The 25,903-nt window shown below is 52.1% G+C and carries 24 protein-coding genes; 12 read left to right on the forward strand and 12 right to left on the reverse strand.

The window, feature by feature from the left end:
* The first annotated feature begins 169 nt into the window (after positions 1 to 169).
* From H8L47_RS12120 to H8L47_RS12130, 3 genes are read left to right on the forward strand one after another with little or no spacing between them, the layout of a single operon-like run.
* A complete protein-coding gene (locus H8L47_RS12120) occupies positions 170 to 916 on the forward strand; it encodes a TorF family putative porin (RefSeq protein ID WP_186953855.1) in 747 nt (248 codons plus the stop codon).
* 15 nt (positions 917 to 931) lie between these two features.
* Positions 932 to 1,270, forward strand: a complete 339-nt coding sequence (locus H8L47_RS12125) for a P-II family nitrogen regulator (RefSeq protein ID WP_186953856.1) — start codon at positions 932 to 934, stop codon at positions 1,268 to 1,270.
* Between the two features lie 20 nt (positions 1,271 to 1,290).
* Complete coding sequence (locus H8L47_RS12130) at positions 1,291 to 2,856, forward strand: ammonium transporter (RefSeq protein WP_186953857.1); 1,566 nt, start codon at positions 1,291 to 1,293, stop codon at positions 2,854 to 2,856.
* A 252-nt stretch (positions 2,857 to 3,108) separates the two neighbouring features.
* Here H8L47_RS12130 and H8L47_RS12135 read toward each other — a convergent pair whose 3' ends face one another.
* The 3 genes from H8L47_RS12135 to H8L47_RS12145 form a co-directional block, all read right to left on the reverse strand.
* Complete coding sequence (locus H8L47_RS12135; protein ID WP_186953858.1) at positions 3,109 to 4,386, reverse strand: tetratricopeptide repeat protein; 1,278 nt, start codon at positions 4,384 to 4,386, stop codon at positions 3,109 to 3,111.
* A 219-nt stretch (positions 4,387 to 4,605) separates the two neighbouring features.
* Positions 4,606 to 5,205: a hypothetical protein gene (locus H8L47_RS12140; protein ID WP_186953859.1), complete on the reverse strand. Its 600-nt coding sequence runs from the start codon at positions 5,203 to 5,205 to the stop codon at positions 4,606 to 4,608.
* A gap of 89 nt (positions 5,206 to 5,294) precedes the next feature.
* Positions 5,295 to 5,588, reverse strand: coding sequence for a DUF2288 domain-containing protein (locus tag H8L47_RS12145; protein ID WP_186953860.1), 294 nt, complete (start codon positions 5,586 to 5,588; stop codon positions 5,295 to 5,297).
* Positions 5,589 to 5,904: 316 nt separating this feature from the next.
* Here H8L47_RS12145 and H8L47_RS12150 point away from each other — a divergent pair, with 316 nt between their 5' ends.
* Entirely contained in the window at positions 5,905 to 7,863 is a 1,959-nt protein-coding gene (locus H8L47_RS12150; protein ID WP_186953861.1) for a bifunctional diguanylate cyclase/phosphodiesterase, read from the forward strand.
* Between the two features lie 202 nt (positions 7,864 to 8,065).
* Here H8L47_RS12150 and H8L47_RS12155 read toward each other — a convergent pair whose 3' ends face one another.
* Positions 8,066 to 8,767 (reverse strand): transglutaminase-like cysteine peptidase, encoded by a 702-nt coding sequence (locus H8L47_RS12155; protein ID WP_186953862.1) that lies wholly within the window; start codon positions 8,765 to 8,767, stop codon positions 8,066 to 8,068.
* A 139-nt stretch (positions 8,768 to 8,906) separates the two neighbouring features.
* Between H8L47_RS12155 and ltaE the strand changes: the two genes are divergently transcribed.
* Positions 8,907 to 9,962, forward strand: a complete 1,056-nt coding sequence (ltaE, locus tag H8L47_RS12160; protein WP_186953863.1) for a low-specificity L-threonine aldolase — start codon at positions 8,907 to 8,909, stop codon at positions 9,960 to 9,962.
* 5 nt (positions 9,963 to 9,967) lie between these two features.
* Here ltaE and H8L47_RS12165 read toward each other — a convergent pair whose 3' ends face one another.
* The 3 genes from H8L47_RS12165 to H8L47_RS12175 all read right to left on the reverse strand — a co-directional run bounded on the left by H8L47_RS12165 (position 9,968) and on the right by H8L47_RS12175 (position 12,009).
* Positions 9,968 to 11,014 (reverse strand): hypothetical protein, encoded by a 1,047-nt coding sequence (locus H8L47_RS12165; RefSeq protein WP_186953864.1) that lies wholly within the window; start codon positions 11,012 to 11,014, stop codon positions 9,968 to 9,970.
* A 70-nt stretch (positions 11,015 to 11,084) separates the two neighbouring features.
* On the reverse strand, positions 11,085 to 11,387 hold the full coding sequence (locus tag H8L47_RS12170; RefSeq protein WP_186953865.1) for a hypothetical protein: 303 nt from the start codon (positions 11,385 to 11,387) through the stop codon (positions 11,085 to 11,087).
* A 46-nt stretch (positions 11,388 to 11,433) separates the two neighbouring features.
* On the reverse strand, positions 11,434 to 12,009 hold the full coding sequence (locus tag H8L47_RS12175) for a hypothetical protein (RefSeq protein WP_186953866.1): 576 nt from the start codon (positions 12,007 to 12,009) through the stop codon (positions 11,434 to 11,436).
* Between the two features lie 210 nt (positions 12,010 to 12,219).
* Here H8L47_RS12175 and H8L47_RS12180 point away from each other — a divergent pair, with 210 nt between their 5' ends.
* A complete protein-coding gene (locus H8L47_RS12180; RefSeq protein ID WP_186953867.1) occupies positions 12,220 to 13,746 on the forward strand; it encodes a sigma-54-dependent transcriptional regulator in 1,527 nt (508 codons plus the stop codon).
* Here H8L47_RS12180 and H8L47_RS12185 read toward each other — a convergent pair.
* From H8L47_RS12185 to H8L47_RS12195, 3 genes are all read right to left on the reverse strand, one after another.
* Positions 13,743 to 14,153, reverse strand: coding sequence for a hypothetical protein (locus H8L47_RS12185; RefSeq protein ID WP_186953868.1), 411 nt, complete (start codon positions 14,151 to 14,153; stop codon positions 13,743 to 13,745). The two genes, H8L47_RS12180 and H8L47_RS12185, sit on opposite strands and share 4 nt — an antisense overlap.
* Positions 14,154 to 14,269: 116 nt before the next feature.
* On the reverse strand, positions 14,270 to 16,483 hold the full coding sequence (locus tag H8L47_RS12190; protein ID WP_186953869.1) for a serine/threonine-protein kinase: 2,214 nt from the start codon (positions 16,481 to 16,483) through the stop codon (positions 14,270 to 14,272).
* 246 nt (positions 16,484 to 16,729) lie between these two features.
* On the reverse strand, positions 16,730 to 17,317 hold the full coding sequence (locus H8L47_RS12195; protein ID WP_186953870.1) for an IMPACT family protein: 588 nt from the start codon (positions 17,315 to 17,317) through the stop codon (positions 16,730 to 16,732).
* 167 nt (positions 17,318 to 17,484) lie between these two features.
* Here H8L47_RS12195 and deoC point away from each other — a divergent pair, with 167 nt between their 5' ends.
* Genes deoC through deoD form a run of 3 tightly spaced genes read left to right on the forward strand, consistent with a single transcriptional unit; the run spans position 17,485 to position 20,358 of the window.
* The gene (gene deoC / locus H8L47_RS12200) at positions 17,485 to 18,267 is read left to right on the forward strand and encodes a deoxyribose-phosphate aldolase (RefSeq protein WP_186953871.1); all 783 of its coding nucleotides are present in this window, start codon (positions 17,485 to 17,487) and stop codon (positions 18,265 to 18,267) included.
* Position 18,268: 1 nt separating this feature from the next.
* On the forward strand, positions 18,269 to 19,624 hold the full coding sequence (locus tag H8L47_RS12205; protein ID WP_186953872.1) for a thymidine phosphorylase: 1,356 nt from the start codon (positions 18,269 to 18,271) through the stop codon (positions 19,622 to 19,624).
* Complete coding sequence (deoD, locus tag H8L47_RS12210; protein WP_186953873.1) at positions 19,621 to 20,358, forward strand: purine-nucleoside phosphorylase; 738 nt, start codon at positions 19,621 to 19,623, stop codon at positions 20,356 to 20,358. The genes H8L47_RS12205 and deoD overlap by 4 nt, the downstream gene beginning before the upstream one ends.
* Here deoD and H8L47_RS12215 read toward each other — a convergent pair.
* Positions 20,348 to 20,785: a flagellar basal body-associated FliL family protein gene (locus H8L47_RS12215; RefSeq protein WP_186953874.1), complete on the reverse strand. Its 438-nt coding sequence runs from the start codon at positions 20,783 to 20,785 to the stop codon at positions 20,348 to 20,350. The two genes, deoD and H8L47_RS12215, sit on opposite strands and share 11 nt — an antisense overlap.
* Positions 20,786 to 20,933: 148 nt before the next feature.
* A complete protein-coding gene (gene ettA, locus H8L47_RS12220; RefSeq protein ID WP_186953875.1) occupies positions 20,934 to 22,601 on the reverse strand; it encodes an energy-dependent translational throttle protein EttA in 1,668 nt (555 codons plus the stop codon).
* A 267-nt stretch (positions 22,602 to 22,868) separates the two neighbouring features.
* Here ettA and H8L47_RS12225 point away from each other — a divergent pair, with 267 nt between their 5' ends.
* The 3 genes from H8L47_RS12225 to H8L47_RS12235 all read left to right on the forward strand — a co-directional run bounded on the left by H8L47_RS12225 (position 22,869) and on the right by H8L47_RS12235 (position 25,903).
* Entirely contained in the window at positions 22,869 to 23,483 is a 615-nt protein-coding gene (locus H8L47_RS12225) for an OmpW/AlkL family protein (RefSeq protein ID WP_186953876.1), read from the forward strand.
* A 477-nt stretch (positions 23,484 to 23,960) separates the two neighbouring features.
* Positions 23,961 to 25,208, forward strand: a complete 1,248-nt coding sequence (locus tag H8L47_RS12230; protein WP_186953877.1) for an efflux RND transporter periplasmic adaptor subunit — start codon at positions 23,961 to 23,963, stop codon at positions 25,206 to 25,208.
* Between the two features lie 32 nt (positions 25,209 to 25,240).
* Positions 25,241 to 25,903 (forward strand): ABC transporter ATP-binding protein, encoded by a 663-nt coding sequence (locus H8L47_RS12235; RefSeq protein ID WP_186953878.1) that lies wholly within the window; start codon positions 25,241 to 25,243, stop codon positions 25,901 to 25,903.

Genomic DNA, 25,903 nt, shown 5'->3' on the forward strand with positions numbered 1-25,903 from the left:
ATGAATAGATGTTCATGGTTGGCACGACTCCTGCTAACAGGTAAGGGAAAGAAGAATTTAAGTGTCCTTCAGATGTAATTCATGACCTTAAGAAGTCACTGATGCGCAAAAAGTGGATGCTGTCCCGGTTTCAATCAAATCAAATCTTAATTCAATAGGGGGAAGCGCAATGAAAAAATTAGTAATCGCCGCTGCTGTAGCCACAACATTCCTGAGTGGTTTTGTCCACGCAGCAGATGCCAAGCCAGACAATGAAGTCAGCTTCAATATTGGCGCCGTCAGTGAATACCGTTATCGCGCCATTTCACAATCGCGCCTTGATCCGGCTTTGCAGGGTGGTGCTGACTACGTGCATAACCCTAGCGGCTTCTACGCTGGAACCTGGCTCTCCACGATCAAGTGGACCAAGGATGCCGGTGGTAGCGGAGATATTGAATGGGATATCTATGCCGGAAAAAAAGGCGAGATCGTCAAGGATGTTTCGTATGACGTTGGTGTATTGACCTATGTTTATCCATCCAATGGCTTGAACAAGGTACCAGGTTTTGCGGATGCCAACACCACAGAAATCTATGGTCAGGTAGGCATGGGACCTTTCTATGCCAAGTATTCGCATTCTGTGACTAATCTGTTCGGCTTTGTCGATAGTAAAAATAGCGGCTATCTGGATCTGGGCGCGAATGTGGAACTGCCAGACGGTTATAACCTGGCGTTGCATGTAGGCCGCCAGACCGTCAAGAACAATGGTGCCTATTCTTATTCCGACTGGAAAATCGGTGTGACCAAAGAATTCTTTGGCGTCAATTTTGGCCTTGCAGCCCTGGGCACCAATGCCGAGAGCAAACTGTATGTGACACCGAGCGGCAAATTCACTGGCAAGACGACTTTGCTGCTGTCTGCAGTTAAAACATTTTAATTATCCGAGGTCAGCATGAAACTGATTACAGCAATTATCAAACCCTTCAAGCTCGATGAAGTACGCGAAGCCTTGTCTGCCATCGGTGTGCAAGGGATTACCGTGACTGAAGTCAAGGGCTTTGGCCGTCAGAAAGGTCATACCGAGTTGTATCGTGGTGCTGAATATGTGGTCGATTTTTTGCCGAAAACAAAGATCGAAGCAGCGGTGGATGATGCGATCGTTGACCGTGCCATTGAAGCGATAGAAACTGCGGCCCGCACCGGCAAGATTGGTGACGGCAAGATCTTTGTCTATGACTTGCAACAAGTAGTGCGTATTCGTACCGGTGAAACCGGCAACGACGCACTCTGATAGCCTACCAGGGAGTTCACATGAAAAAACTGTTGAAGAACATACTGGCAGGGGCGGCCTTGATGGTCACTGTTGGTTTTACCTCTGTGGCATCAGCCCAGGACGCGTCAGCCAAAGCTGAGCCTGTGGCAGCCTCGGCCGCAGTGGCGACTGCATCCGCACCAGCGGCTGCTGTAGCGGTAGTCACCCCGGCATCTGCTCCAGCCGCAGCAGCAGAACCTGCTGCTGCCAGTGCCGCAGCGCCAGCACCGGCACCTACACCCAATAAAGGCGACACCGCCTGGATGATGGTTGCCACCTTGCTGGTTATCTTGATGACCATACCTGGCCTGGCCTTGTTCTATGGTGGTCTGGTGCGCTCCAAAAACATGCTGTCGATACTCATGCAAGTCTTCATGATCTTTGCCGTGATTATTGTATTGTGGTGTATCTATGGTTACTCGCTGGCCTTTACTGAAGGCAGCAAGTTCATCGGTTCGTTTGACCGCATGTTCCTGAATGGTATCTGGGATCCGGCCAAGGCCAGTTTCAGTGTGGCAGCAACCTTCAGCAAAGGCGTGGTGATTCCTGAGTTTATCTACGTGGCCTTCCAGGCGACATTTGCAGCCATCACTTGCGGCCTGATTATCGGCGCATTTGCAGAACGTGCCAAGTTCACTGCCGTACTCTTGTTTGTAGTTCTGTGGTTCACTTTCAGCTACCTGCCTGTTGCTCATATGGTCTGGTTCTGGACTGGTCCTGATGCGATCAAGGATGCAGCAACGCTGGCAACCGAGTCTGCCAAGGCTGGTTTCCTGTTCCAAAAAGGCGCGCTCGACTTCGCTGGTGGTACTGTCGTACACATCAATGCAGCGGTGGCTGGCCTGGTGGGTGCTTACCTGATCGGCAAACGCGTGGGCTACGGTAAAGAATCCATGGCACCGCACTCCCTGACGATGACGATGATAGGTGCGTCCCTGTTGTGGGTGGGCTGGTTTGGTTTCAATGCCGGTTCTGCTCTGGAAGCAGGTGATATTGCCGCACTGGCCTTCATCAATACATTGCTGGCAACGGCGGCAGCTACTGTGTCATGGGTATTTGGTGAGTGGATGTCGAAAGGCAAACCTTCCATGTTGGGTGGTGCATCCGGTGCGGTAGCTGGTCTGGTAGCAATTACTCCTGCTTGCGGCTTCGTCGGCCCCATGGGCGCCCTGATCATCGGCTTGCTGGCAGGTATCATCTGCCTGTGGGGTGTGAATGGCCTCAAGCGTTTGCTGGGGGCGGATGATTCCCTCGACGTCTTCGGTGTGCATGGCGTGGGCGGTATCCTCGGTGCCTTGTTGACAGGTGTATTTGCTGCACCATCCCTTGGTGGTCAGGGTATATTCGACTACGTCACCAACAAAATGTCGGCTGATCCCTACGACATTTTCGGCCAGGTCATGACGCAGGCAACAGCGGTAGGCACAACCATCATCTGGTCAGGCGTGGTGTCCTTCGTGGCATACAAGTTGGTTGATCTGGTGGTAGGTCTGCGTGTGCCGGAAGATGAAGAACGTGAAGGTCTGGACATCACCAGCCATGGTGAGTCTGCTTACCACTCTTGATTCGATTCTTGATTCGATTCATGATGGTGTTTGAAAGTTTTTGCCCGGCTTTTCATTGAGGCCGGGGCAGTAAGAGTATCCAAAGGAGTACCGTCAGTACCGTAATCAGAGCTTGCGGTCCTGAACTTGACAGGCTGTTTTGCATTGCGCAAAACAGCCTTTTTTTATCCCGTTGCATCTTTAATGCAGAGGCAAAGATTTACGCCACCCGCAGGTGGCGTAAATCTTTGCACTGATGAGCTATCAGCCAGTTTATTTTGCCGCAGGTGCGAATTTATCAGCAGGGACCAGCAACCACAAACGCGCCAGGTCAGCAGAACCATCACGGCCTTGTACTGATTTCAGGGTTTCAACGGCTTTGTCGCGCTTGCCCGCTTTCAGGTACGCCATGCCCAGATGCAGTTTTGCTTCATCTGGGGATTTCAAGCCACCTTTTGCGATACCTTGTTCCAGTAAGGCCAAGCCCTTGTCGTACTGGCCGTTGATCACATAGTTGTAACCAATGTTGACCATACCGATACCAGTCTTGGCATTTTTTGCGGCTGCTTCGCCTGCATCCAGATTCTTGACGTCATCAGCTGCCTGCTTATTGACGCGATCGCGCAATTGCTTGTGTTTGGTGGCTTCCTTGCCGGCACCCAGCAGGTTTGCAGCATAACCTGCATCAATTGCGGTTTTGGCTTCGACTGGCAAGCCTGACAACAAGGCCAGTTCTGCCATATCGACAAACTGAGCGCCATCTTCAAATTTGTCAGTGACGATCAGCAGGCGATAGTAGTCCAGCAGCAAGCGATCAGAAAAACCGGGCTTCTTGGTGACGCGATACAGCAGGTCAGCCCAGAATTCTGGTTTTGGGTAATGTGCCACCATGCGTTCCAGTGCCACTGTATAACCATCCCAGTCTTTCAGTTGTTGATAGCTGCTGGTCAGTAAGCGCAAATTCTCTTCTGTAGACTTGCGCTGAGCTTTCTCATCTTCTGCAACTTGCGCATTCAATACCTTGATGGTATTGGCGTAATCGTTTTCCAGGTAATAGGTGCGGGCGACCAGATTGGTCATGCCTGGATTGCCTGGGTCTTTCGCCAGTTTGCGGTTCGCCCATTCACGTGACTGTGCATACTTCTTTTCATTGAACAAAGTACCGGCAACTGCTTCCATGAAATGCTGTTTTTCGGACTCTTTCAAGAATTCTGTGGCAATCATGGCATCCATTGCCTTGACCATCATGGCAGAGTCATTGGTACTGGAACCAATGACTGCACGTATGCGATTCAGTGCAAAATTTTCAAAAGGAGTTTTTTTCTCCATTGCTTCCAGAACGACCAGCTTTTCCAGTGCCTGTGAAAATTGCTTGGCAGTCACCAACTCCATGACTTCATTGATTGGCTTGCCCATTTCTGCGCGTACAGTTGGCTGCTTTGCAGGATCAGCCGCTTCTTGTGCCAGAGCGGTATTCACAGTCACGGGAGAGAAGCCAGATCCAAGTGCTGCCATCAGCATGGCGGCGAACAGGTAAGAAGTTTTTTTCATGAATGGTCCAGGTAAAAAATGAAAATTGTCGTGTTGATATTAAATATGCAACAGGCGTCAATATGTCAACAACAAATCAACAACACAAAAGAGCAGCATGATTAATGGGGAGCTGGTAATTCTTCCCCATGCCCTGTCCAAGCAAGATAGCCTTGGTCTTTCCGTGCCAGCTTTGTTCACATTGTGGAATCCGGCATTATAGCCGAGCTGGTAACAGCATTACCATTTGCATCCAGTATCCACAACGGTGCTGACTGCCAATGGGATGACAGCCAGCAAACCTATGCCGGAATACGCCTTGAGGCATTCCTTCTTTTCTGCTCTTTTCGTGCCTTCAGCAAGGCGCTTTTCCAGGCTCTCAGCCTGTCGGTGGCTGGCCTGTATTTGTTCGATTTCTGTGGGTTTGCGCTGTTTTTCTATCGCCAGGGCAGAGCTACGCAAAGCGTCCAGGTCCAGCCCTTGCCTGGCGACTGGTTGTTCACTGATTGTTGGTGGCGCCGGCGGGCTGATCACATCTGCTGTCGCAGGCGGCTGTACTGACATTGCCGTGGTCGTGCGCTGACGCTTGCTCACCGTGTTTGGCAGTGCGCGTTCAGGCTTCACCTGCGGCGGGGCAGTTGGCTGGGTTTCAAGAACTGGCGGTGGCGGCACTATCTGTAAAAATTGCAGATAATGCACCACAGGATTATCACTTGCATGACGTGGAATACCGTTTTGCTGGTGCAATAATTGCCAGAAAAGAATATGAGCAACAATAACCAACATGATCGCCAAGAGCGGGCGACCTGGTTTGTTAGCCGGTGTCAGTGAAAAGTGCATCTTGGCTTTCCAAAGCGAAATCTCTGGTTCTGACCAATGGGGCTTGTGAAAAGTTCAAGGGCGTTGAGGAAGCTCGCTTGCTCCTTATGCTACCGTTCCTGTACCAGTATCCAGGGCTTGACGACTACGGTCCAGTGCTGCGCGTCCTGTTCCAGCCAGGCCTGGGCTTGTTCATCGCTGACCTTGGCCAGGTAACCTTCTCCAAGCAAGGCAGCAATTTCATCTGCATGATCTTGCGCCATCAGTAAGGCCACCTCCACCAGATCCAGCCCTGGCTGGACCACCAGTACTGCACCGCTGGCAAAGTGGCGCAATAATTCACTCCATGGGTAAGCCGCCGTCTCCAGATTGATCCTGGTGCGCAAAATATCGGTATTGGACATATGAAATTTATTAAAATACATTGAAAGAAATAAAACCCGGTGAAAACTCACCCTAAACACGATTTTAAGTAAAACTTGAAATAAAGTAGAAGAAATAAGCGATAAAACCTATTTTCTTGTTAAAGTCACCATGGGCAAGTAAAACACTGCAATTAAATAGACTTACCCAACATGGCCCCATTGTGGTGCTAGTGACGAGACAATTCTTTAGTCGCGGCTCCTGTGAGAGACGCTGCAAGGCAGTCGGGGTGGTTTTACGCAAGTCTTAATACAAACAGAGGCAGAGTCAGGGAATGAAAACATACAAAGAGACGCTATGACACTGAGACGACAACTCCTGCTTGCCATATCCATTATCTTTTTTGCCGTGTTCCTTGGCTTGCAGACTTTGTCGGTGCTGACCACACGGGATTATCTGCAACAGCAACTGGCCTCGCACGCACAGGATGCCGCCACGGCCTTGTCGCGGCCACTGGAAGAAGCCTTGGTCAAAAACGACCAGACCCTGGCCAATATACAAATCTCCACCCTGTTTGACCGCGGCTATTATAAGAAAATCGTGGTTCTTGATCCAGCCGGCAAAGTTATCATCAATAAGGAGCTGGCTGGCAGCAAAGACAATGTACCGACATGGATGCCCGCGCTGTTTGATTTGCAGACACCGGCGGGGGAAGCCTTTATCTCATCAGGCTGGCGGCAGTTGGGCAAGCTCATCGTCATCAGCCATCCGGCTTATGCCTATGAGTATCTGTGGCGTTCGATGAAAGAAATGGCCTTGTGGATGTTTGCCATGTACCTTGTCGTCCTGGGTTTAACCGTTGTCTTGTTGAGAATCATACTCGGCCCGCTTGAAAAAATTGAAGAAGTCGCCATCGCCATACAGGCCAAGCGTTTTCAACGCATAGAAGTGGTGCCACAAACCCGTGAGCTAAAACGTGTGGTCGTCGCCATGAACCATATGACAGAACGCATCTCCAGCATGCTGGATGCAGAAATCAGCCGGGCCGACAATTTCAGACGTGAAGCCTTCATCGACAAAGTCAGTGGCCTGGAAAACCGCCATGGTTTTGACCTGCGCTTTAATCATTTGCTGTCAGAAGACGGGCGCTTTGAAAGCGCCGTCATTTTTGTTTTCGAATTCGATGGCTTGAAAGAATACAATCGCCACTACGGCTATCAGCAGGGCGATGCCTTGCTGGCCGATGTCGCCACTGTGCTGACGGAAGTGGCGAGCAAATACAGCCATATGCTTGGCCGCATAGGTGGCAGTTCCATGGCCCTGGTTTGTATTGATGTCGATCAGGCAGCCATGAACCTGTTGATTGATGCCCTGCAATACAGATTGAATCAAGTCCTGCTGCGCGCAACCCGGCAAGTCAGCCTGGCGGCGGGTGCCGTGGTGTTTGGTCCGGCACAACAGCGTGGTGATATTTTTTCCCATGCCGACCTGGCCATAGAAACCATGCGCCAGTCCGGCAATGGACAAATCACGCTTACCCACATGGAAGACAGTGAGGCAGCGATGGCAGGTTCACATGGCTGGCGCACCATGATCAGCGATGCCCTGGCAGAAAACCGCTGGGTCCTGTTTGCCCAGCCTGTCATGCGTCTGCAATTGCGTCAGCTGGTGCATCATGAAGTATTCTCGCGCCTGCTTGATAGCCAGGGCAATCTGGTGCCTGCCAATCAATTCCTGCCCATGGCCTTGCGCCATCAGTTGATGCCAGAGATAGACCAGGCCGTGGTCACTCTCATCCTGGACCTGTTGCAAAAAAATCGTGGCAGCTACAAAAGTATCGCCGTCAATGTTTCGCTGCAATCCATGGAAAGCAAGGAATTCTGTGAATGGCTAATGGCACGCCTGAAATACTCCCCAGAACTGGCAGCCCGCTTGTCAGTAGAGATCAGCGAATCTGCCTGCGCCAAGGACCATGCCGTGACCAGGAAATTTTTCAACACCTTGCGTACTGCCGGTGTACGCTTTGGCGTCGATCATTTTGGTCTGGACCCGCATGCCCTGAACTTCATCCGCGAAGTGCCGCCGGACTACATCAAGCTTGATGGCGGTCTGGTGCAAGAAGTGGCTGAGAACGAAAACAGCCACGCCCATTTACGCGCCATCGTCAAATTCGCGCAATCCCTGGGCATATCCCTGGTGGCACAAAATGTAGAGACAGAAGCCAGCCTGCAATTATTGATAGCCGACCAGATAGAATGCGGGCAGGGCTTCTATTTTGGCGCGCCCGAAAAAGTCATCATGGCTGCGGTAGAGTGAGGCATAAAAGGGCTTACGGAAAATTGTTCCAGCAAGGCTATCGCCTCGGGAAACCACCCTTGCAAGGGTGGTTCGCTACGTCGGCAGACAACATCTTGTCCGAAACCCCGACTACACCGTAGCGACGAAGACAGTACTTTAGTACCGAATCTTGTTAAATACAGAAGCTGCAACGCAACTGGAGCAATTTTCCGTAAGCCCGTCACATGCGTTTTTCCTTGGCCATCTTCTCTATCAAATCCTTCCACAAGCGCACCGTTGATGCGCCGCCCTTGCGGGTATTGCCGCTGGCCAGCCATAAGTCATCATCGTTGAAACTGTAGACAGGCACCAGATCAGTCCGGGCTGAGGCGGGCTGTATGTCATCTTCCAGATTGTCCATGATCCACGGTTCTGCCGCCGGGCTGGGATAATACGCCAGTACCATATGGGTTTCACCTATGCGCGTCGCCCTGACATAAGTGATGCGCAAACGCTCGGCTGGTATGCCCAGATCCTTCAGCGTCATGTACTTGGCCACGGCATAGTCTTCGCAATCAGCGCCCCATGAAGCAATCATTTCTACAGGCGTAGCCCAATAGTCGTTGACACCCCAGTGTTCCTGATCTGTCAGATACGGCACACGATTATAAAAGTCATTCACTTGCCGCAGTACTGCCATCTCATATTGCCCATCGCTAGAACGCGCAACATTCCTGGCAAAGTCCTTGCCAGCGGCGGCCTTGATCTTGTTGATGGCAACCTGCATTTGCGCCAGGCGGCGCGGCCCCTCCACACCAAAGCGCTTGCCCGCGGACTCAATCAAGCCAGGCGAAAAATCCACCAGGCCAGATATCACCACCGGGCTGATAAAGCCCAGCAGCACAAACAGACTGGCAGCGAATTTGGCCGTGCGACTGCGCATGAGTGGTTGATCTGGTAAGCATGAACAAGAGCAACAGTGTAGCGGTTTATGCTGCACAGATAGGCGCATTTTTGCTTTTAAAAATTGTCAGATGAAAATTGCTAAAATGCATGCACTTAGCCAGATTAGAGGAAAACCAATGTCAAAAAGTCAAAGCAACTGGATAGATTTGCGCAGTGACACCGTCACCCGTCCCAGCCCGGCCATGCGTGCCGCCATGCAGGCTGCCGACCTGGGTGATGATGTCTATGGCGATGACCCCAGCGTCAACCGCCTGCAAGACTATGCTGCCGACTTGTTTGGCTACGAGGCCGCCCTGTTTGCCCCCTCCGGGACACAAAGCAATTTGCTGGCCCTGCTCAGCCATTGCGGGCGCGGCGATGAATATATTGCCGGGCAAGAGGCCCATACCTATAAATACGAAGGCGGTGGTGCCGCCGTGCTCGGCAGCATACAACCGCAGCCCTTGCAAAACCAGGCCGATGGTACGATAGCACTGGAAGACATTGCCGCCGCCATCAAGCCTGATGATTTTCATTTTGCCCGCAGCCGTTTGCTGGCGCTGGAAAACACCATAGGTGGCAAGGTCTTGCCGATGGAATACACGCGGGCCGCCACCAGCCTGGCCCATCAGCGTGGCCTGGCTACTCACCTGGATGGGGCGCGTATCTGCAATGCCATCGTCAAGCTCGGCATCAGTCCCAGAGAGGCGGTCAGGGGTTTTGACAGTGTCTCGGTGTGCCTGTCCAAAGGACTGGGCGCGCCAGTAGGGTCCGTACTCTGTGGCGACAAGTCACTCATCGCGCAAGCAAGACGCTGGCGCAAGATGCTCGGTGGTGGCATGCGCCAGGCCGGTGGCCTGGCTGCCGCAGCCCAGTATGCGCTTGAACATAACGTGGCACGCCTGGCAGAAGACCATGCCCATGCCGAACGCCTGGCGCATGGCCTGCGCCAAATCGAGCTTCTCAAAGTACAAACACCGCAAACCAATATCGTCTATGCCGACATGCCTGCCGCAGCTTGCGCTGGCCTTGACGGTTTGCTGCGCGAGCACGGCATTCTGGCCAGGGTGACACCCCATATGCGCATGGTCACCCACCTGGATGTCAGCGCTGCCGACATCGACAAAGTGCTCACAGTGTTCCAGACATTCTTCAATACCTGGAATGCGCCGACCAGCGAGGGCGCAGCATAAGCTGCTCACTCCCCTGCATGCATCATGGGGTTGTACAAAACGATGCGCCCTATGTGCAGGCAGGTCTGGTCATCACTGAGCCTGGCGTTGTCTATGTAGGGCAATTGGTTCAGGTCTTGCCCCAGCTGACTTTGCGGATAGGTGAGCCTGGCAATGACATTGAACAGACTCAGGCATTGATGCAGAAGCCGACTGTGCTCATGCCGGGCTGGCAGCAATTTTTCCAGGCAAAATCCCAGCATGTTTTTCTCAAGCGCCTGCCCGGTTTTTTGTTTTGCATTCATCGGGAAAATGACACTATCCTTGTTGCTGCAATTGGTAATCGTTTGCAGCCAACTGTGATTGGCGGCATCATAGACAATGCGGCAGCTTAGTATGTCGCCAGGCGCGACTGCCATATACGGGCCACCAAAGCAGGTTTGCTCTGCCTGTAGTTTTCCACCCGCATGAACATATTGCCCGCACACCCACCAACCCCCTTGCGCAAACGGGTGTTCAGAAACTTCATCGGTGACCTCATGGGGCGGACAATAACAAAGCACAGCCTGCAAACCGCCACCTTGCAATTCAGCGCCATGCGCCTGGCCAGGCAGAAGGCAAGGCCAGAGATAAGCATGGGCTTGTGTACTGCTCAAAAAAGGCACCTGCATATGCGCCTGTATGCTGACCCAATGATTGCCCGGCGCGGCGGTGATGCTAAAACGGCTGCCCGGTGCAGCAGGTTTTTCAAAACTGTCTGCCCCGGCTTCTGCCACCAGAACAGGCGTGCCAGAAAAAAACACCACATCACCCGCATGCAAGACCTGGTGACGGCACATGATGGCGTAATGTTTGACATAAAAGAAAAAAGTGATACGGTCATCCGCCGCTGCAAAAGACTTGGCTTCTGCCAGCGTCATGCAAGTCTTGCGACAAATTTCCAGTTCCCAGTTGGCATCACCATGCACAGCCATGCCCATGATCCTTTGCCATTGCAGTCCAGGTTCTTCTGGCGCAAATGCAAGCAGAGGATCTTCTTCATGCGGAACGAGCAGCGTTTGTTCTTTCATCATAGGTGATCCTGAATTCTCATGGCTCTGGGTTGTGTGTGCTGCTGTGTGCTGTAATGTGTGTGGTGTGCAGTTATATGCCGTTATTACGATCGTCACCCTTACGGCGCTGGTAGTTTGCTGCCCTGGCCAGCCTGGCCGGGTCCAGTCGCCTGTCTGTCTTGCGCCTGTCAAAACCATTTCTGGCCATACCATACAAAGTACGAAAAGTATCCAGTGCTGCCGCCTCTTCTGCCTCAGTCGGTATGCGTTCGCCAAACAGATTGGCTTGCAATCTCAGCATGGGTGGCAGGCAATCCTGGTACAAATCAAAGTCACCAACCGGGTCAAGCTTCAATAACATGTCTGCAGTCGTGTATGGCTGTGCGGGCTTCATAGATAACTCCTGAAATACGGTTGGCATGCTTCAGTGCTCCAGATATTTAAAAGGCAGCGCGCTGCATCATCCCCATTTCCAGCAAGTCTTGCGCAGTCTTGCCAGGCTTGAGTACCAGTTTGCGTGCAGGTTTTTCTTTGACCACGTCCACAGCCACTACCGCAGTCGCTTCTACTGCAACTTCTACTGCAACTTCTGCCGCAGCTTCAGGCTGCGTTTCCTGCTTCAGGCTTACTGTGGTAGACCAGGGTGTGTCTTTCGAAGCCCAGGTCGTGGCCCATAAGGCATACGGCACTTCCAGCACCGACGGTGCGGCTTCTGGCAAAGGGCGCAGGCGCATGTGGGTAGATGTGTGGACTGCCGCAAACCAGGCCACTTGCGGGTCTTGCTTGCGTGTTGCAGGGATTTTGGCGATGCTGCTGATCCGGACGCGGCCGCAAGACAATTTGGCGCTCTCCATATTTTTTTGTATCAGCACGCCACGGGTTTCATGGTAATACACGTCATCGGTCAGCAAACGCATGGCTATGTTGCGGGCCAGCCTGGCTTTCAGCGCCATTTTGCTGAGCAGCATGAACAACAGCAGATTAAGTACAGCAAGCAAGATTTGAGTGGTTGGCATGATTCTCTCCTTCAGATGGCAAGCAGGTTCACTTGCGCTATGCATGTCTATTTGCAAAGCCCGTGCCAGCATCGTTTCCCTAGGGAGAGAAGGTTTTTTCGACCACAATTGACATGTAAAGCATACAAATTTACATTGGCGCTTTACACTGTCGCTTACATTCAAGTACCAGCTAAGTTTCAGCTAAGTTCCAGCTTCACCGCAAACACAATGACCGATACCGACTACACCCTGACCTCACCCCTGGCCAAGCTGGCCGACAATGCCTCGGCCCTGCTGGGCCTGACCATCATCTGGCATCCAGACAGCCAGCGCATAGGTGAACAGTTCATGGCCAGCAACCCTGATGGCCAGGTTGAGATCAATCGCTTCTTGCCGCTGTTCCGTCACCCCGGCAAAGACGGCCTGCCGCTGGGCTATGGCGGCATCTCGCGTGACCCCGTTCGTATCAGCCGCGATGGGTATGACAATATCCTCATCACGCCACCAACCAGCCGCATGGTGGTCGAGGTCAATGGGGAAGAGATCAATGCACCTGTGGCCTTAAACCGTGAACAACTGGAAGCAGGCGTCATCCTTGGCCTGGGCCGCGCCATCATCATCTGCCTGCACTGGATGCGCTGCCTGCCTAAGCACAATCCTGCCCTTGGTTTCATCGGCGTAGGCAGTGCCGCCATCGTCGCCCGCGACCAGATACGCCAGGTCGCCGGGACTGAGCTGCCGGTCCTGCTGCTGGGTGAAACTGGCACAGGCAAAGAAATCGCCGCCCGCGCCATTCATGCCTATAGCAAGCGAGCTAGTGCAGAGCTGGTCAGTGTCAACATGGCCGCTTTGAATGAAGCCCTGGCGGCGGCTGATTTGTTTGGTGCCGTCAAAGGTGCCTACACAGGCGCACAAAACGCCCGCAAAGGCCTGTTCGCCGAGGCAGAAGGCGCAACGCTTTTCCTTGATGAGATAGGCAATACCCCGGGCAGCATACAACCCATGCTCTTGCGCGTACTGGAGAGTGGCGATTACCGCCCGCTCGGTGCTCAGCAAGACCAGAAATCCAGCGCCCGCCTGATAGCCGCGACTGACCAGGATTTATATAGCGAAGGCTTCAACCAGGCCCTGCTGCGTCGCCTGGAAAGCTTCATCATCCACCTGCCACCGTTACGCGCCCGCCGTGAAGATATAGGCGTCTTGCTGCTGCACCTGCTCAGCACCAGCAAACTGTCGAACGAAATAGGCACCAGCCTGCCAGTGGCACTGGTCAGCGAATTTGCCAATTACGACTGGCCAGGCAATATCCGCCAGTTGGCCCACGTCCTGCGCCGCGCTCTGCTGGCCCTGCAACTGGGTGAAGTGCCACAACTCGCCAGCCTGGTCAAAACCACGCACAAAGCTCCATCCAGCGTGGCACAAGCCAGCATAGTCACAGACAGCAAATTTCCGCAGCCAGCCAGCCCCCGCAAAAAACTGGCCGAGCTCAGTGACGACGATGTTTTACGCGCGATGGAAAACAATGACTGGTACATACAGGGCGCAGCGCAAGAGCTTGGTGTCTCGCGCCCATCCATGTACAAGCTGCTCGACAACCACAGCCAGATACGCCGCGCCGAACAGATACCCACAGAAGAAATTCGCCAGTCACTGGAAACCAGTGCTGGCGATGTAGAGGCTTGCGCCGCCTTATTAAAAACGCCTAGTGAGGCTTTGAGGCGGTATTTGAAGTTGGTAGAGATTAAGAAGGATTAGCCTCCGGACCCTACGTCGCATTCAGGATCCCATTTGACCACCACACCTGGGTTTGTTAATGAAGATATGAAGGAACCTTGAATTCTCCATTTTTCAGTCTGTGTTGTCGTATTACCCAAAGCCACTGTGAAATTGTTAGTGTTGTCTAAGTTGTAAGTGTAAGCACCATCAGGAAATGGACCTCCACCATTTTGAACAGGACTTGCTGAAATCTGGCTATTGTTTATTACGGATGAATTTTCACCTTGTGCAATACCGTGACTGACAAAATTATATTGATAACTAATTGAATCACCATCAGCAAAATCTGGTACGCCATTTAAAGTCAGAGGTGGAATTGGACTAAGAAACTCACCAACGGCATTGCCCCGGCGGTCATAATTGATCATAAAAACGTAAGTTGCCAAGTTTTTTCTCCTTGTTGATTAGAAGGTGCAAGTTGCTTAGCTTGCACCTTTCATGGGTAAAATGCTTATTTCGAAATTCACGATCTTCTACAATAGAAAATCACGCAAGCAATCCTCTACTTTTTTTTGTAGAGAGCGTCACGCCTTAAAGCAAGTAAATCAGGTTCTGCTTCAATTAACTTCACCGGATATCCTAATTCCAGAGCTTTGTGTATAGCATCCAGCGCCAGTGGTCTGTTGTCTAGCAATTCATATGCCAGACCAGCCCGAAAATGAATGTCGCCACTTTTAGGAGCTAACTCAATTGAATGTTTTATCAATTCTTCCGATTTACTTTTATTCCCAACTCTTGCTGAATAAAGGCCCATACGTGACATCAATGTGACATCGTTTGGAGAACGGTCCAATCTAGGTTGCAGGAGTTCTATTGCTTTGGCATAGGCAGTTTGCGCTTCAACTTTCCGACTTGGAATCCATAGGAGGGTATCTGCTAAATTAGCCCAACCAAAGTAATTGTTTGGGTTCCCTTTATCGTTAGATACAGCTTGTTGGAAGGCTTCTACGGCTGCTAAATAATCTCCTTTTATGAACAGAGCATTTCCAAGATTTGTGTACAAAGCAGCGCTTGGTCGTATTTGTAATCCTTGCTGCAGAATTGTCAGTGCCTCATCATTGCGATTTAATCTTAGAAGTGCAGCATTTAGATTTGCGTATGGTTGTACTGCATCAGGTTCCATCTTTATTCCTAATCGGAATACCTTTTCCGCACCCTCGTAATCACCTTTTAGATACTTTGCAGTGCCTAGTTCACTGGCGAATACTGAATTATGCGGAAATTTTTGAATCCCAAGCTCTGCGAAATTTATTGCCTCATCGAATCGACGAGCTTTTCTTAGTACGGTAGTCTTTATGAACCAGGCGAAGTAGTTTTCTGGATCTAATACCAGTGCCCGTTCTAAATCAGCAAAGGCTTGATCGTGGGCATCCTTTCTCGAAGTTGCTGCCCCCCGGGCGACATAGCTCAATGCTAATTGCCCATTCATTTTGACGGCTTGCTGAGCACTTGCATCTGCTTTTTGCAACCAAATTTCGTCTTGCCCGTCTGTGGTATAGCGAAAACTGTACACCAGCGATAAACCTGCTACTGCTGCTGCGCTATTTGCATCGTGCTTTAAGATCGTTTCAAAATACTGTGTAGCCTTGTCCAGACTGCCAGGCCTATCAAACTGCTTTAATGCTTCCAAGCCTTGCTTCATAGTCAATGATTCGGAGTAAGGCTTCAACGACATTTTGTCAATTTCAAGATAAGGCGTAGCCTGCCAGGCGACATATCCCAGAGCGATAATGGCAGCAATGACGATGGCAAAGCGTTTCGGCTTGCTCAGCGCCTTCCATCCTTTGCCTGAAATGCTGCTTACATTCCCAGCAACACCTGTTGCCACTAGTGCTGGCACACTCATCAACCCACGCAATTGTTCATGCACTTGCTGCATACTGTTCAGACGTTTCTCAGTCTGCCGCGCCGTCATTGCCAGCACCAGCTTGATCAGTTCTGGCTTACATCCTGCCGGAAATTCCCAGGTGTCGGAATTCGATTGCATGAGGGCGGCGGCCAGGGCCAGGCCGCTGGCGTTGGCGAAGGGACGTTGGCCCGTCAGGGTTTCGTAGAGGATGACGCCGAGGGCGTAGATGTCGCTCTGGGCGTTGGCCGGGCTGCCCATCATGCGTTCCGGGGCCATGTAGGCTATGGTGCCTTGCGGGTCGAGCTGGCTCATGGACGTGGTGGCCTGGGCATCGGTTTGGGATGCCAGGCCAAAGTCGAGTATGCGTACTTTGCCGTTGGGTTCCACCATGAGGTTGGATGGTTTCAGGTCGCCGTGAATGAGGCCGCTGGCATGGGCCTCTTGCATGGCTTCGGCGACCTGGCTGATGATGTTGATGGCTTGCTGTTCTGGCAATGGCTGCTGCGGGTGTTGTTGCAGCAGTTGTTTTAGTGTCAGGCCGGGCACCAGTTCCATGACGATGGAATGGCTATTGTCTTCTTCTTCAATGGCGAATATCTTGACGAAGGCGGGGTGCTTCAATGATGCCGCCAAGCGGGCTTCCTTGAGCAGGCTGGTGGTCTGGATTGTGCTTCCTGAGCTTTCCGTGCCCGCTATGACTTTGAGCTGTTTGATGGCGACAGGGCGGCAGAGTTTGCTGTCCCAGGCTTCATGGACTTGCCCAAAGCCACCTTCACCCAGACGCTTTTTGAATTCGTAATGTCTGAGACTGACGCTTTCTTCTTCTGTTTTTGTATTGTCGTTGCTAGCCAGATTGGTATTTTGCATTGGTTTCTTGCATGGTTATTATTTTTTATGCCGCATTGGGTTACACGCAGCTATCTGTCCACGCAAGATAGTTGCTGGTCGTAACAAGATGTAACGGCAATAATATAGCGAACTTTATTACAAAACTGTGTACTCACAGTGACAAGCCAAGCTATTTTATATGTAAATGACATGTCAATTGACAGTAATTTACATGTAAAAAGCTGCTAGGTCCAAATGGGCTGGCGAGCGGGAAGATGAAGGCTTTTAGTCAGGTTTGATGATGCTGACTTGCCCTTTTAGCATTTCTATCAATTCGGCTTCAAAATTGCTGGCGAGTTTTTGCTTGATGCTGATGCTGATGGTGGTGGATTCTGTATAGGCCAGCTCGGTGACGCTGGCGGCAAACTTGTCGCACAGGCGGCGTACATGGGATTCGTCGGCATAGGCGCAGGTGATGTCCCAGTCAACCATGTATTCCACTTCTGTCAGTTCGGCCACCTTGAAGGCATCTGAAATGGCCTGGCCATAGGCGCGCGTCAGGCCGCCTGCACCGAGCTTGGTGCCGCCCCAGTAGCGCACAACCACGGCCAGCACATTGGTCACGTCCTTGTGTACCAGCACGTTGTACATGGGCTTGGCAGCGGTGCCTGAAGGTTCGCCATCGTCATCCAGGCCAGAGTCGCCAGTGCAGATCAGCGCCCAGCAGACGTGGACGGCATCCGGGTGCTGCGCCCGTATCTGTGCCAGTTGCTGGCGTGCTTCGGCGCGGCTGTTGAGTGGGTATAGCTGGCCCAGGAAACGGCTTTTCTTGATTTCTATTTCGGCAAAAGCAGGGGCGACAAGCTGGTACATGGGGTGCTGGATGGGGCAAAACCGCTATTTTGGCGGCTAATTGGGTCTGGGTATACATAAACTGTATTGCCCGTATTCTGAGCATAGTCTTGATGTCTGATGTATATCAAGCATTGCCATCCACATGCGCCGTATCTTTAACGTTTGTTTTTACCGGAGCAAGTACCATGTCTTCTACCCCAGATACGGCTTTGAAGCAGGCTGCCAGCCGCGCTCTGCGCCTGATGGATTTGACCAGCCTGAATGAGGATGACAGCAGGGAAAAGATCACGGCCTTGTGTAATGCTGCCAGCAGTGAGCAAGGGCAGGTGGCGGCGCTGTGCATTTACCCGCGCTTCATTCCGCATGCAAAAAAGATACTGCTTGAATTTGGTACGCCAGCCATCAAAGTGGCGACGGTGGTTAATTTTCCGTATGGTGAGGCAGACGTAGAGGTCGCAGTGGCCGAGACCAGGGCAGCCATTGCCTATGGTGCAGACGAGGTGGACCTGGTTTTCCCTTATGCCGCGCTGATGGCGGGTGACACCAGCACCGGGGCAGAGATGGTCAGGGCTTGCAAGACAGCTTGCGGCGACAAGCTCTTGAAGGTGATCATAGAAAGTGGCGAGCTAAAGACGGATGCCTTTATCCGCGCCGCCAGCTTGATAGCAATCACGGCAGGGGCAGACTTTATCAAGACTTCTACCGGCAAGGTGGCAGTCAATGCCACGCTGGCAGCGGCAGAAACCATGCTGACAGTGATCAAGGAAACCGGTGGTCATTGTGGCTTCAAGGCCGCAGGCGGGGTCAGGACGGCGGCAGAAGCCGCAGCCTATCTGGCACTGGCGGATAACATCATGGGGCCAGATTGGGTGAGCCCTGCGCATTTTCGTTTTGGTGCTTCCAGCCTCTTGAGTAATTTGCAGGCTTGCCTGCGCGATGTACCGGCACAGATCAAGGCAGGCTACTGAGATGCTGCTGGCGCAAGAGCTGATACGCAAGAAGCGCGCAGGCCTCGCTCTGGATCAGGCAGAGATACAGGCGCTAGTCGCTGGCATGGTGGATGGCGGCATATCAGACGCGCAACTCGGAGCGTTTTGCATGGCAACCTGCTTCCAGGGCATGACAGCGGCGGAGGGAGCTGCACTGACGCTGGCGATGCGTGATTCTGGCACGGTCTTGCGCTGGGATGATCTGGATTTGCCTGGCCCGGTCGTGGACAAGCATTCCACAGGTGGGGTGGGTGACCTGGTGTCGCTGGTGCTGGCCCCGATGGTGGTGGCTTGCGGCGGTTTTGTCCCCATGATCAGTGGCCGTGGCCTTGGTCATACTGGCGGTACGCAAGACAAGCTGGAAGCCATACCAGGTTATTGCACAACGCCTGATCTGGCGCGCTTTCGCCGTGTGGTCAGGGATTGCGGCATGGCCATCATCGGCCAGACTGCTGATCTGGCCCCGGCAGACAAACGACTGTATGCGATACGCGACGTGACAGCTACGGTGGATAGCCTGCCTTTGATTACGGCATCCATCCTGTCTAAAAAATTTGCCGCCGGGCTGGATGCGCTGGTCATGGATATCAAATGTGGCAATGGCGCGCAGACACCAGAGCTGGCGCAGGCGCAGGCATTGGCAAAAAACATCATAGACACTGCCAATGCAGCGGGCATGGCTTGCTCAGCCCTGATTACCGACATGAGCCAGCCGCTGGCACCGAGCGTTGGCAATGCGCTGGAAATACGCGAGGCGCTGGCGTATCTGCGCACCGATACTTGCCCGCAGCGCCTGCACCAGACCGTGTTGGCGCTAGGGACAGAGATGCTGCTACTGGCGGGCCTGGCTGACAATACCCTGGAGGCGCAGGTGCGCTTGCTGGATGCTCTGCACAGCGGCAAGGCGGCACAGGTGTTTGAGCGGTCTTGTGCGGCGCTGGGTGGCCCGCTTGATCTGCTCGCCAAATTTGACGACTACTTGCCTGGCGCGGCCTTGCAACAAGCAGTCTTTGCGCCCGCTGGCTTCTATCTGAACAAGATGGATACCCGCGCCATTGGTTTGCTGGCCTTGCAATTGAGTACTACAGGCCAGGGGCAACGGGATACCAGCACAGGCTTGAGCCAATTGGCGGAACTGGGCCAACTCATGGAGGGCGACACTCCACTGGCCATCATCCATGCCGTTGATGCAGATAGTCTGGCTCTTGCCAGCAAGAGCCTGCTGGCAGCATGCACATTTGGCGAAACAGCCGCACCACGACCACAACAATTACGGCAAAGCATGCGCGGTGGCTTGCGCCCAACTGCGCCAGCCCTCACGACAGAAACAGTATGACTACTCCCCATATCAATGCCGCCCCCGGTGAATTTGCTGACACCGTGCTCATGCCGGGCGACCCCTTGCGCGCCAAGATGATCGCTGAACAATGGCTCAGCGATGTCCAACTGGTGAATACCGTACGCAATATGCTGGGCTACACTGGCTGGTATCGTGGGCAGAAGATATCTGTGCTGGCGCATGGCATGGGTATACCTTCGATCAGCATTTATGCGACAGAATTGATACGCGAATACGGCGTGAAAAAACTCATCAGGCTGGGTTCTTGCGGCGCTTTGCGGGACGACCTGCAAATGGGGGATGTGATCATCGCGATGGGGGCCAGCACCGACAGTAAGGTCAACCGCATGCGTTTCATGGATCATGATTTTGCAGCGATTGCAGACTATGCCTTGCTGGCAAAAGCGGTGGACACGGCCAACAGTTTGCGCAAGCCTGTCAGGATAGGCAATGTGTTTTCTGCCGACCTGTTTTATAGCGTGCAGCCGCAGCTTTTCGATATCATGGAAAAAATGCAGATACTGGCGGTGGAAATGGAACTGGCAGGTTTGTATTCTGTGGCAGCCGAACATGACGTGCAGGCACTGGGTTTGCTGACGGTGGCCGACCATCTGCGCAGCGGGGCCAGCATGACGGCTGAACAAAGGCAAAACAGCTTTGGCGATATGGTGGAAATCGCGCTGGAAAGCTGTTGTGGAGGTATTGATTGCCGCTCTAAAATTACTGGATAACGAAGTTTTCAAAGAAGACATCGGTCACGCCATCGCGCTCTTTCAGCTCCAGCGTCTTGTTGACGCCGCTCTTGATCTCTTCCATCAACTGATGTTTGCCATCCAGGCTTTGCAATTGTTCACTGTCCTTGCTACTCAATAACAGGATCAGGGTATGCCTGACCTTGGGCATGAACATTTTTATCTTGTCGTTGACTTCTGCGCTGGCAATTTGCAGCGCCATGCTGAGTTGCAGGTAGCGCTCTGTACTGGAAAGATTAACCACAAAAGCTTCCAGTTTGGCAGTCGGTGCACCTGCGCTGGCTGAAGCACTGGCAGCTTTGTTTTCAGGAGCCGCCAGGAGCAATCCTGATTGCAGACTCAGAGCCAGGCAAAGCAGAACAGGGGAAAAATGTTTTTTCAGTATCATATTTTGCCTTTTGCTCATGTTTACTCAAGAAAAACCTATATTTTTCAGAAGCTTATCGCATAGCAACAAAACACACTGTTAAACAAATTTACAACGGCATGCCTGGTATTCTGCATTCACCCGTGAAACGACACAGGTGAATGCCTTGAACGCCAGGCAGGGGGGCTTACACAGTCAAAGGCTTGTAACGGATACGCTTGGGCTTGGCACCTTCTTCGCCCAGACGTTTTTTCTTGTCGGCTTCATATTCCTGATAGTTGCCGTCAAAGAAACTGACTTGTGAATTGCCTTCGAACGCCAGGATGTGGGTGGCGATACGGTCAAGGAACCAGCGGTCATGGGAAATGACCATGACGCTGCCGGCAAATTCCAGCAAGGCATCTTCCAGCGCACGCAGGGTTTCCACGTCCAGATCATTGGATGGTTCATCCAGCAGCAGGACATTGCCGCCTTGCAGCAGAGTCTTTGCCAGATGCAAACGGCCACGCTCACCACCAGAGAGGTTGCCAACGATCTTTTGCTGGTCACCGCCCTTGAAGTTGAAGCGACCCAGATAAGCGCGGGAAGGCATTTCAAAACGGCCTACTGTCAAAATGTCGGCACCGTTTGCCACATCTTCAAATACCGTCTTGGTGTTGCCCAGGTCTTCACGTGACTGGTCAACCAGAGAAATCTTTGCAGTCTGGCCCAGCACTACTTCGCCGCTGTCCGGTGTTTCCAGACCCTTGATCATCTTGAACAAGGTCGATTTACCGGCACCGTTAGGGCCGATGATGCCGACAATCGCGCCAGGCGGGATCTTGAAGCTCAGGTTGTCGATGAGCAGGCGGTCACCAAAGGCTTTGCTGACGTTTTTGAATTCGATAACTTCATTACCCAGACGTTCGGCCACAGGGATGAAAATCTCCTGGGTCTCATTGCGCTTCTGGTATTCATGCTCGCTCATCTCATTGAAGCGGGCCAGACGCGCCTTGCTCTTGGCCTGACGTGCTTTCGGATTCTGGCGTGACCATTCCAGTTCTTTTTGCAGGGCTTTCTGGCGGGCGGACTCGGTTGCTTCTTCCTGCTTCAAACGGGCTTGTTTCTGATCCAGCCAGGAAGAGTAATTGCCTTTCCATGGAATACCATGGCCACGATCCAACTCCAAAATCCATTCAGCAGCATTGTCAAGGAAGTAGCGATCATGGGTAATCGCCACGACGGTGCCAGGAAAGCGCAGCAGGAATTGTTCCAGCCAATCAACAGATTCAGCATCCAGATGGTTGGTTGGTTCATCAAGCAAGAGCATATCAGGCTTGGACAGCAGCAATTTGCACAGGGCGACGCGGCGTTTTTCACCACCGGACAAGACGCCTATCTTGGCATCCCATGGTGGCAGGCGCAACGCATCGGCAGCCATTTCCAGTTGCAGTTCTACATTGTCGCCAGAGGAGGTGGAGATAATCGCTTCCAGACGTGCCTGTTCATTCGCCAGCGCATCAAAGTCAGCATTTTCTTCAGCATAGGCGGCATACACTTCTTCCAGTTTGGCCTTGGCTGCAAACACTTCACCCAGCGCAGATTCAACCGCCTGACGCACAGTTTGTTCCGGGTCGAGTTGCGGTTCTTGCGGCAGGTAACCGATGTTCAGGTTAGGCATGGGCACGGCTTCGCCCTGTATGTCCTTGTCTAAGCCTGCCATGATTTTCAGCAGGGAAGACTTGCCTGAACCATTCACACCCAGCACGCCAATCTTGGCACCAGGGAAGAAGGACAGGGAAATATCTTTCAGAATTTGACGCTTCGGTGGGACGATTTTGCCGACGCGATTCATGGTGTAGACGTAATTGGCCATTTTTCTTGAATTTTCATAGGGAATAAGAATGTTTGCAAGGATACCTCAAGCCAGCACGGGACGGAATATTTCACCTGAAAATCTGAGGTATACGGCAAAGTTCAGACATTGCCATAGCGCATGTAGCGAGTTGGAATGCGTGCAATTTCAATGACAAGAACGCATATTTGGTGCCCTGCACCAAAGTTGATGTAGCTCAAGACCCTGCTACTAGTGTGGATTTACACTTTCTTCATCACTGTTGACTGATGAGAAAAGGAAATGAAAATGAAAAAGCTTGTAATCGCACTCTCCCTGGCCGCTATTGGTTTCACAGCAACCCAGGCAATGGCTCAAGAACAGAGCCCATGGCAAGTGCGCGCCCGTGTCGTCAATATCAGTACTGCAAATGGCTCTGATCCTGTGGGTGGCGCTGGTGCCGCTGACCGTATTACAGTCGATAACAAGGTAATTCCTGAAGTGGATATTACTTACTTCTTCACGCCTAACTGGTCGGCAGAATTGATTTTGACTTACCCTCAAAAACATGATGTCAAACTTGATGGCGCCGTTATCGGCAGCTTCAAACATTTGCCACCAACCTTGACTGCGCAATACCATTTTGCACCTGGTTCCCAAGTCAGTCCTTATGTTGGCGCTGGTCTTAACTACACCCGCATTTCAGATGTGAACCTGCTCAAAGGTGCAGGCGGTCTGGAAAGCAGCAGTTTTGGTCTGGCGATACAGGCTGGCGTCGATTTCAAACTCGACAAAAACTGGTCTTTGAATCTGGATGTCAAAAAAGTACAGATTCGTAGCGATGTCACTATCTCTGGCGCTAAAGTCAGTGCAGTCAAGGTTGATCCTTGGCTGGTAGGTGTAGGCGTAGGCTATCGCTTCTAAGAACCTGCTTCCGATCTTACTGCGCGAACGTGATCGGGGCTCATGCGCTGCTCAAAATGCTCATGTACTAAAGTACATTCCGCTTTTTGCGCTGCTCTTCACCCCGCTGACGCTCGCTCGCTACAGATCGTAAACAGGTTCTAAGCGGACATACGAAAACCGTCCCAGCTGCGTTGCAGCACCTTGCTGGGGCTGCTTTGCGTAAGTTCTGAGTCCTAAGCTCAAAAAGAATAAGCATCATGTTTTCCCCTTCCTTACAGAAAGGGGATTTTTATTTGGGCAATAGATTTGCTCTGCAATCACTGTGCTAATTCGCACACCAGCGTTCGCTGACGAACGGAATGTCTATATTTTTCTCCCTTCCCTTAATCCTTGAAGCTGATTAAGTATTTGATTTTAAATAGTTAAATCAAAATCTATGGGGCAGGCACGGTGCTTGCAAACCTGATCTGATAATTACTTACATCAGGTTTCAACATGGATCAGGCTCTCAGCCAGGACACACTTAAAAAGCGCAGGCGCAAGACTATCTTGCTGCTTGCCGTCATTGCCATTTCTGTCACGGGGGCAGCATGGGCGGTGAACCGCATCATCAGTCCCGGCGTCACTCTGGGCGAAATTCGTGTCGGCCAGGTGCGTGTGGGTGCCATCGACAATACCATCAATGCTGCAGGGGTCGTCATACCTGTACGTGAAGAGCAATTGTCCAGCCCTAATCAATCGCGCATCAGCAAAGTCATTGCCAAGGCGGGCCAGACCGTGCATGCCGGTGAATTGCTGATGGTGCTGGATGATCACACCATACGGTTGGCAATCGACAATTTGCGTGAACAGATTTCCCAGCAAGACATCAAGAGTCAGGTACTGGCGATGGAGATGGATGCCAATCTGAAAAAAATTGCCAGTGAAATTGAATTGCTGGAACTGGATTTGCAAAGCAATAAAGTCAAGCTGTCCCGTTATCAAAAACTGGGGGCGATAGGCATTACTTCTGCGGTTGATCTTCAGGCAGCAGAACTGGCCGTCAAACGCAATGAAGTGCAACTGCGCCAGCACAAAGAATCCCTGACAGATACCCGCCGCACTACCCTCAGCAATATCGAAGCTGCACGTTTGCAAAAATCCATCTTCCAGAAACAGATGGAATTGCAGCAAAGACTGCTGGAGCAAACCCAGGTCAAAGCACCTTTTGATGGTTTGCTGAGCTGGATGCTGGCGGAGGAAGGTGCCAGCCTGAATACCGGACAATTGATCGCCAAGGTATCTGAGCTGAATAACTTCAAGGTAGAAGCCACAGTCTCCGACTTTTATGCACGCTACCTCAATCCCGGTCAAAAAGTGCGTGTCGAATATAGCGGGCAAATCATGCCGGGTGAAGTGCAAACCATTTTGCCTGAGATACAAAATGGCACAGTGAAACTCATCGTGGTGCTGGATAAGGCGAACCACCCTTCACTGCGGCATAAACTCAGGGTGGAAGTGAATATCATCACAGAACAAAAAGCACGCAGCCTGATTGTTGAAAATGGACCAGCGATCAGCGGCAAGGGCAGGCAGGATGTGTATGTGCTGGAAGATGGCCGGGCAGTCAAACGCAGTGTGCAAATTGGTCTGGGTGACAGCAAGATGGTGGAAATCTTGCAAGGTGCAAAAGAAGGGGACAGGCTGGTGATTTCAGATATCAGCAACCTCAGGCATTTGAGCAGTTTCAGGGTGTCTCAGTAGACCTCAATAATAATTCAATGAAGGAAGCAATCATGATCAAGCTGGAAAACGTCAGCAAAACCTACCAGACCGATAAGGTTGAAACCCTGGCTTTGCGGGATATCAATCTGCATGTCAAAAAGGGCGAATTTGTCTCCATCATGGGACCCAGCGGCTGTGGCAAAAGCACGCTGTTGAATTTGATCGGTCTGCTCGACAGACCAGGCAAGGGCAAGATTGCGGTTGATGGTACAGAGATGAAAGTCTGGCGCGACAAAGAGCTTGCCAGCATGCGCAACCGTACTTTTGGTTTCATCTTTCAAAGCTTCCATCTGATCAATGATTTGCGTGTTATCGATAATGTCGAGTTGCCCTTGTTGTATCGCTCCTGCAGTGGCAAGGAGCGCCGCCGGCTGGCGGAAGAAGCATTGGCCAGAGTGGGCCTCTCTGCACGCATGGACCATTACCCCAATCAGTTATCCGGCGGTCAGCAACAAAGGGTGGCCATCGCCCGCGCCATGGTGGGACGCCCCAGTGTATTGCTGGCGGATGAGCCGACCGGTAATCTGGATAGCCAGATGGGGGCTGAGGTCATGGATATCTTGCTCAAGCTCAGTCATGAAGGCACGACCGTGATCATGGTCACCCATGACGAGCGCCAGGCCAAACAGGGTGGCCGCATAGTCCGGGTATTTGACGGCCAACTGGTCGTTTAG

The organism is Undibacterium umbellatum (genome assembly GCF_014284125.1).
Lineage (GTDB): Bacteria > Pseudomonadota > Gammaproteobacteria > Burkholderiales > Burkholderiaceae_D > Undibacterium > Undibacterium umbellatum.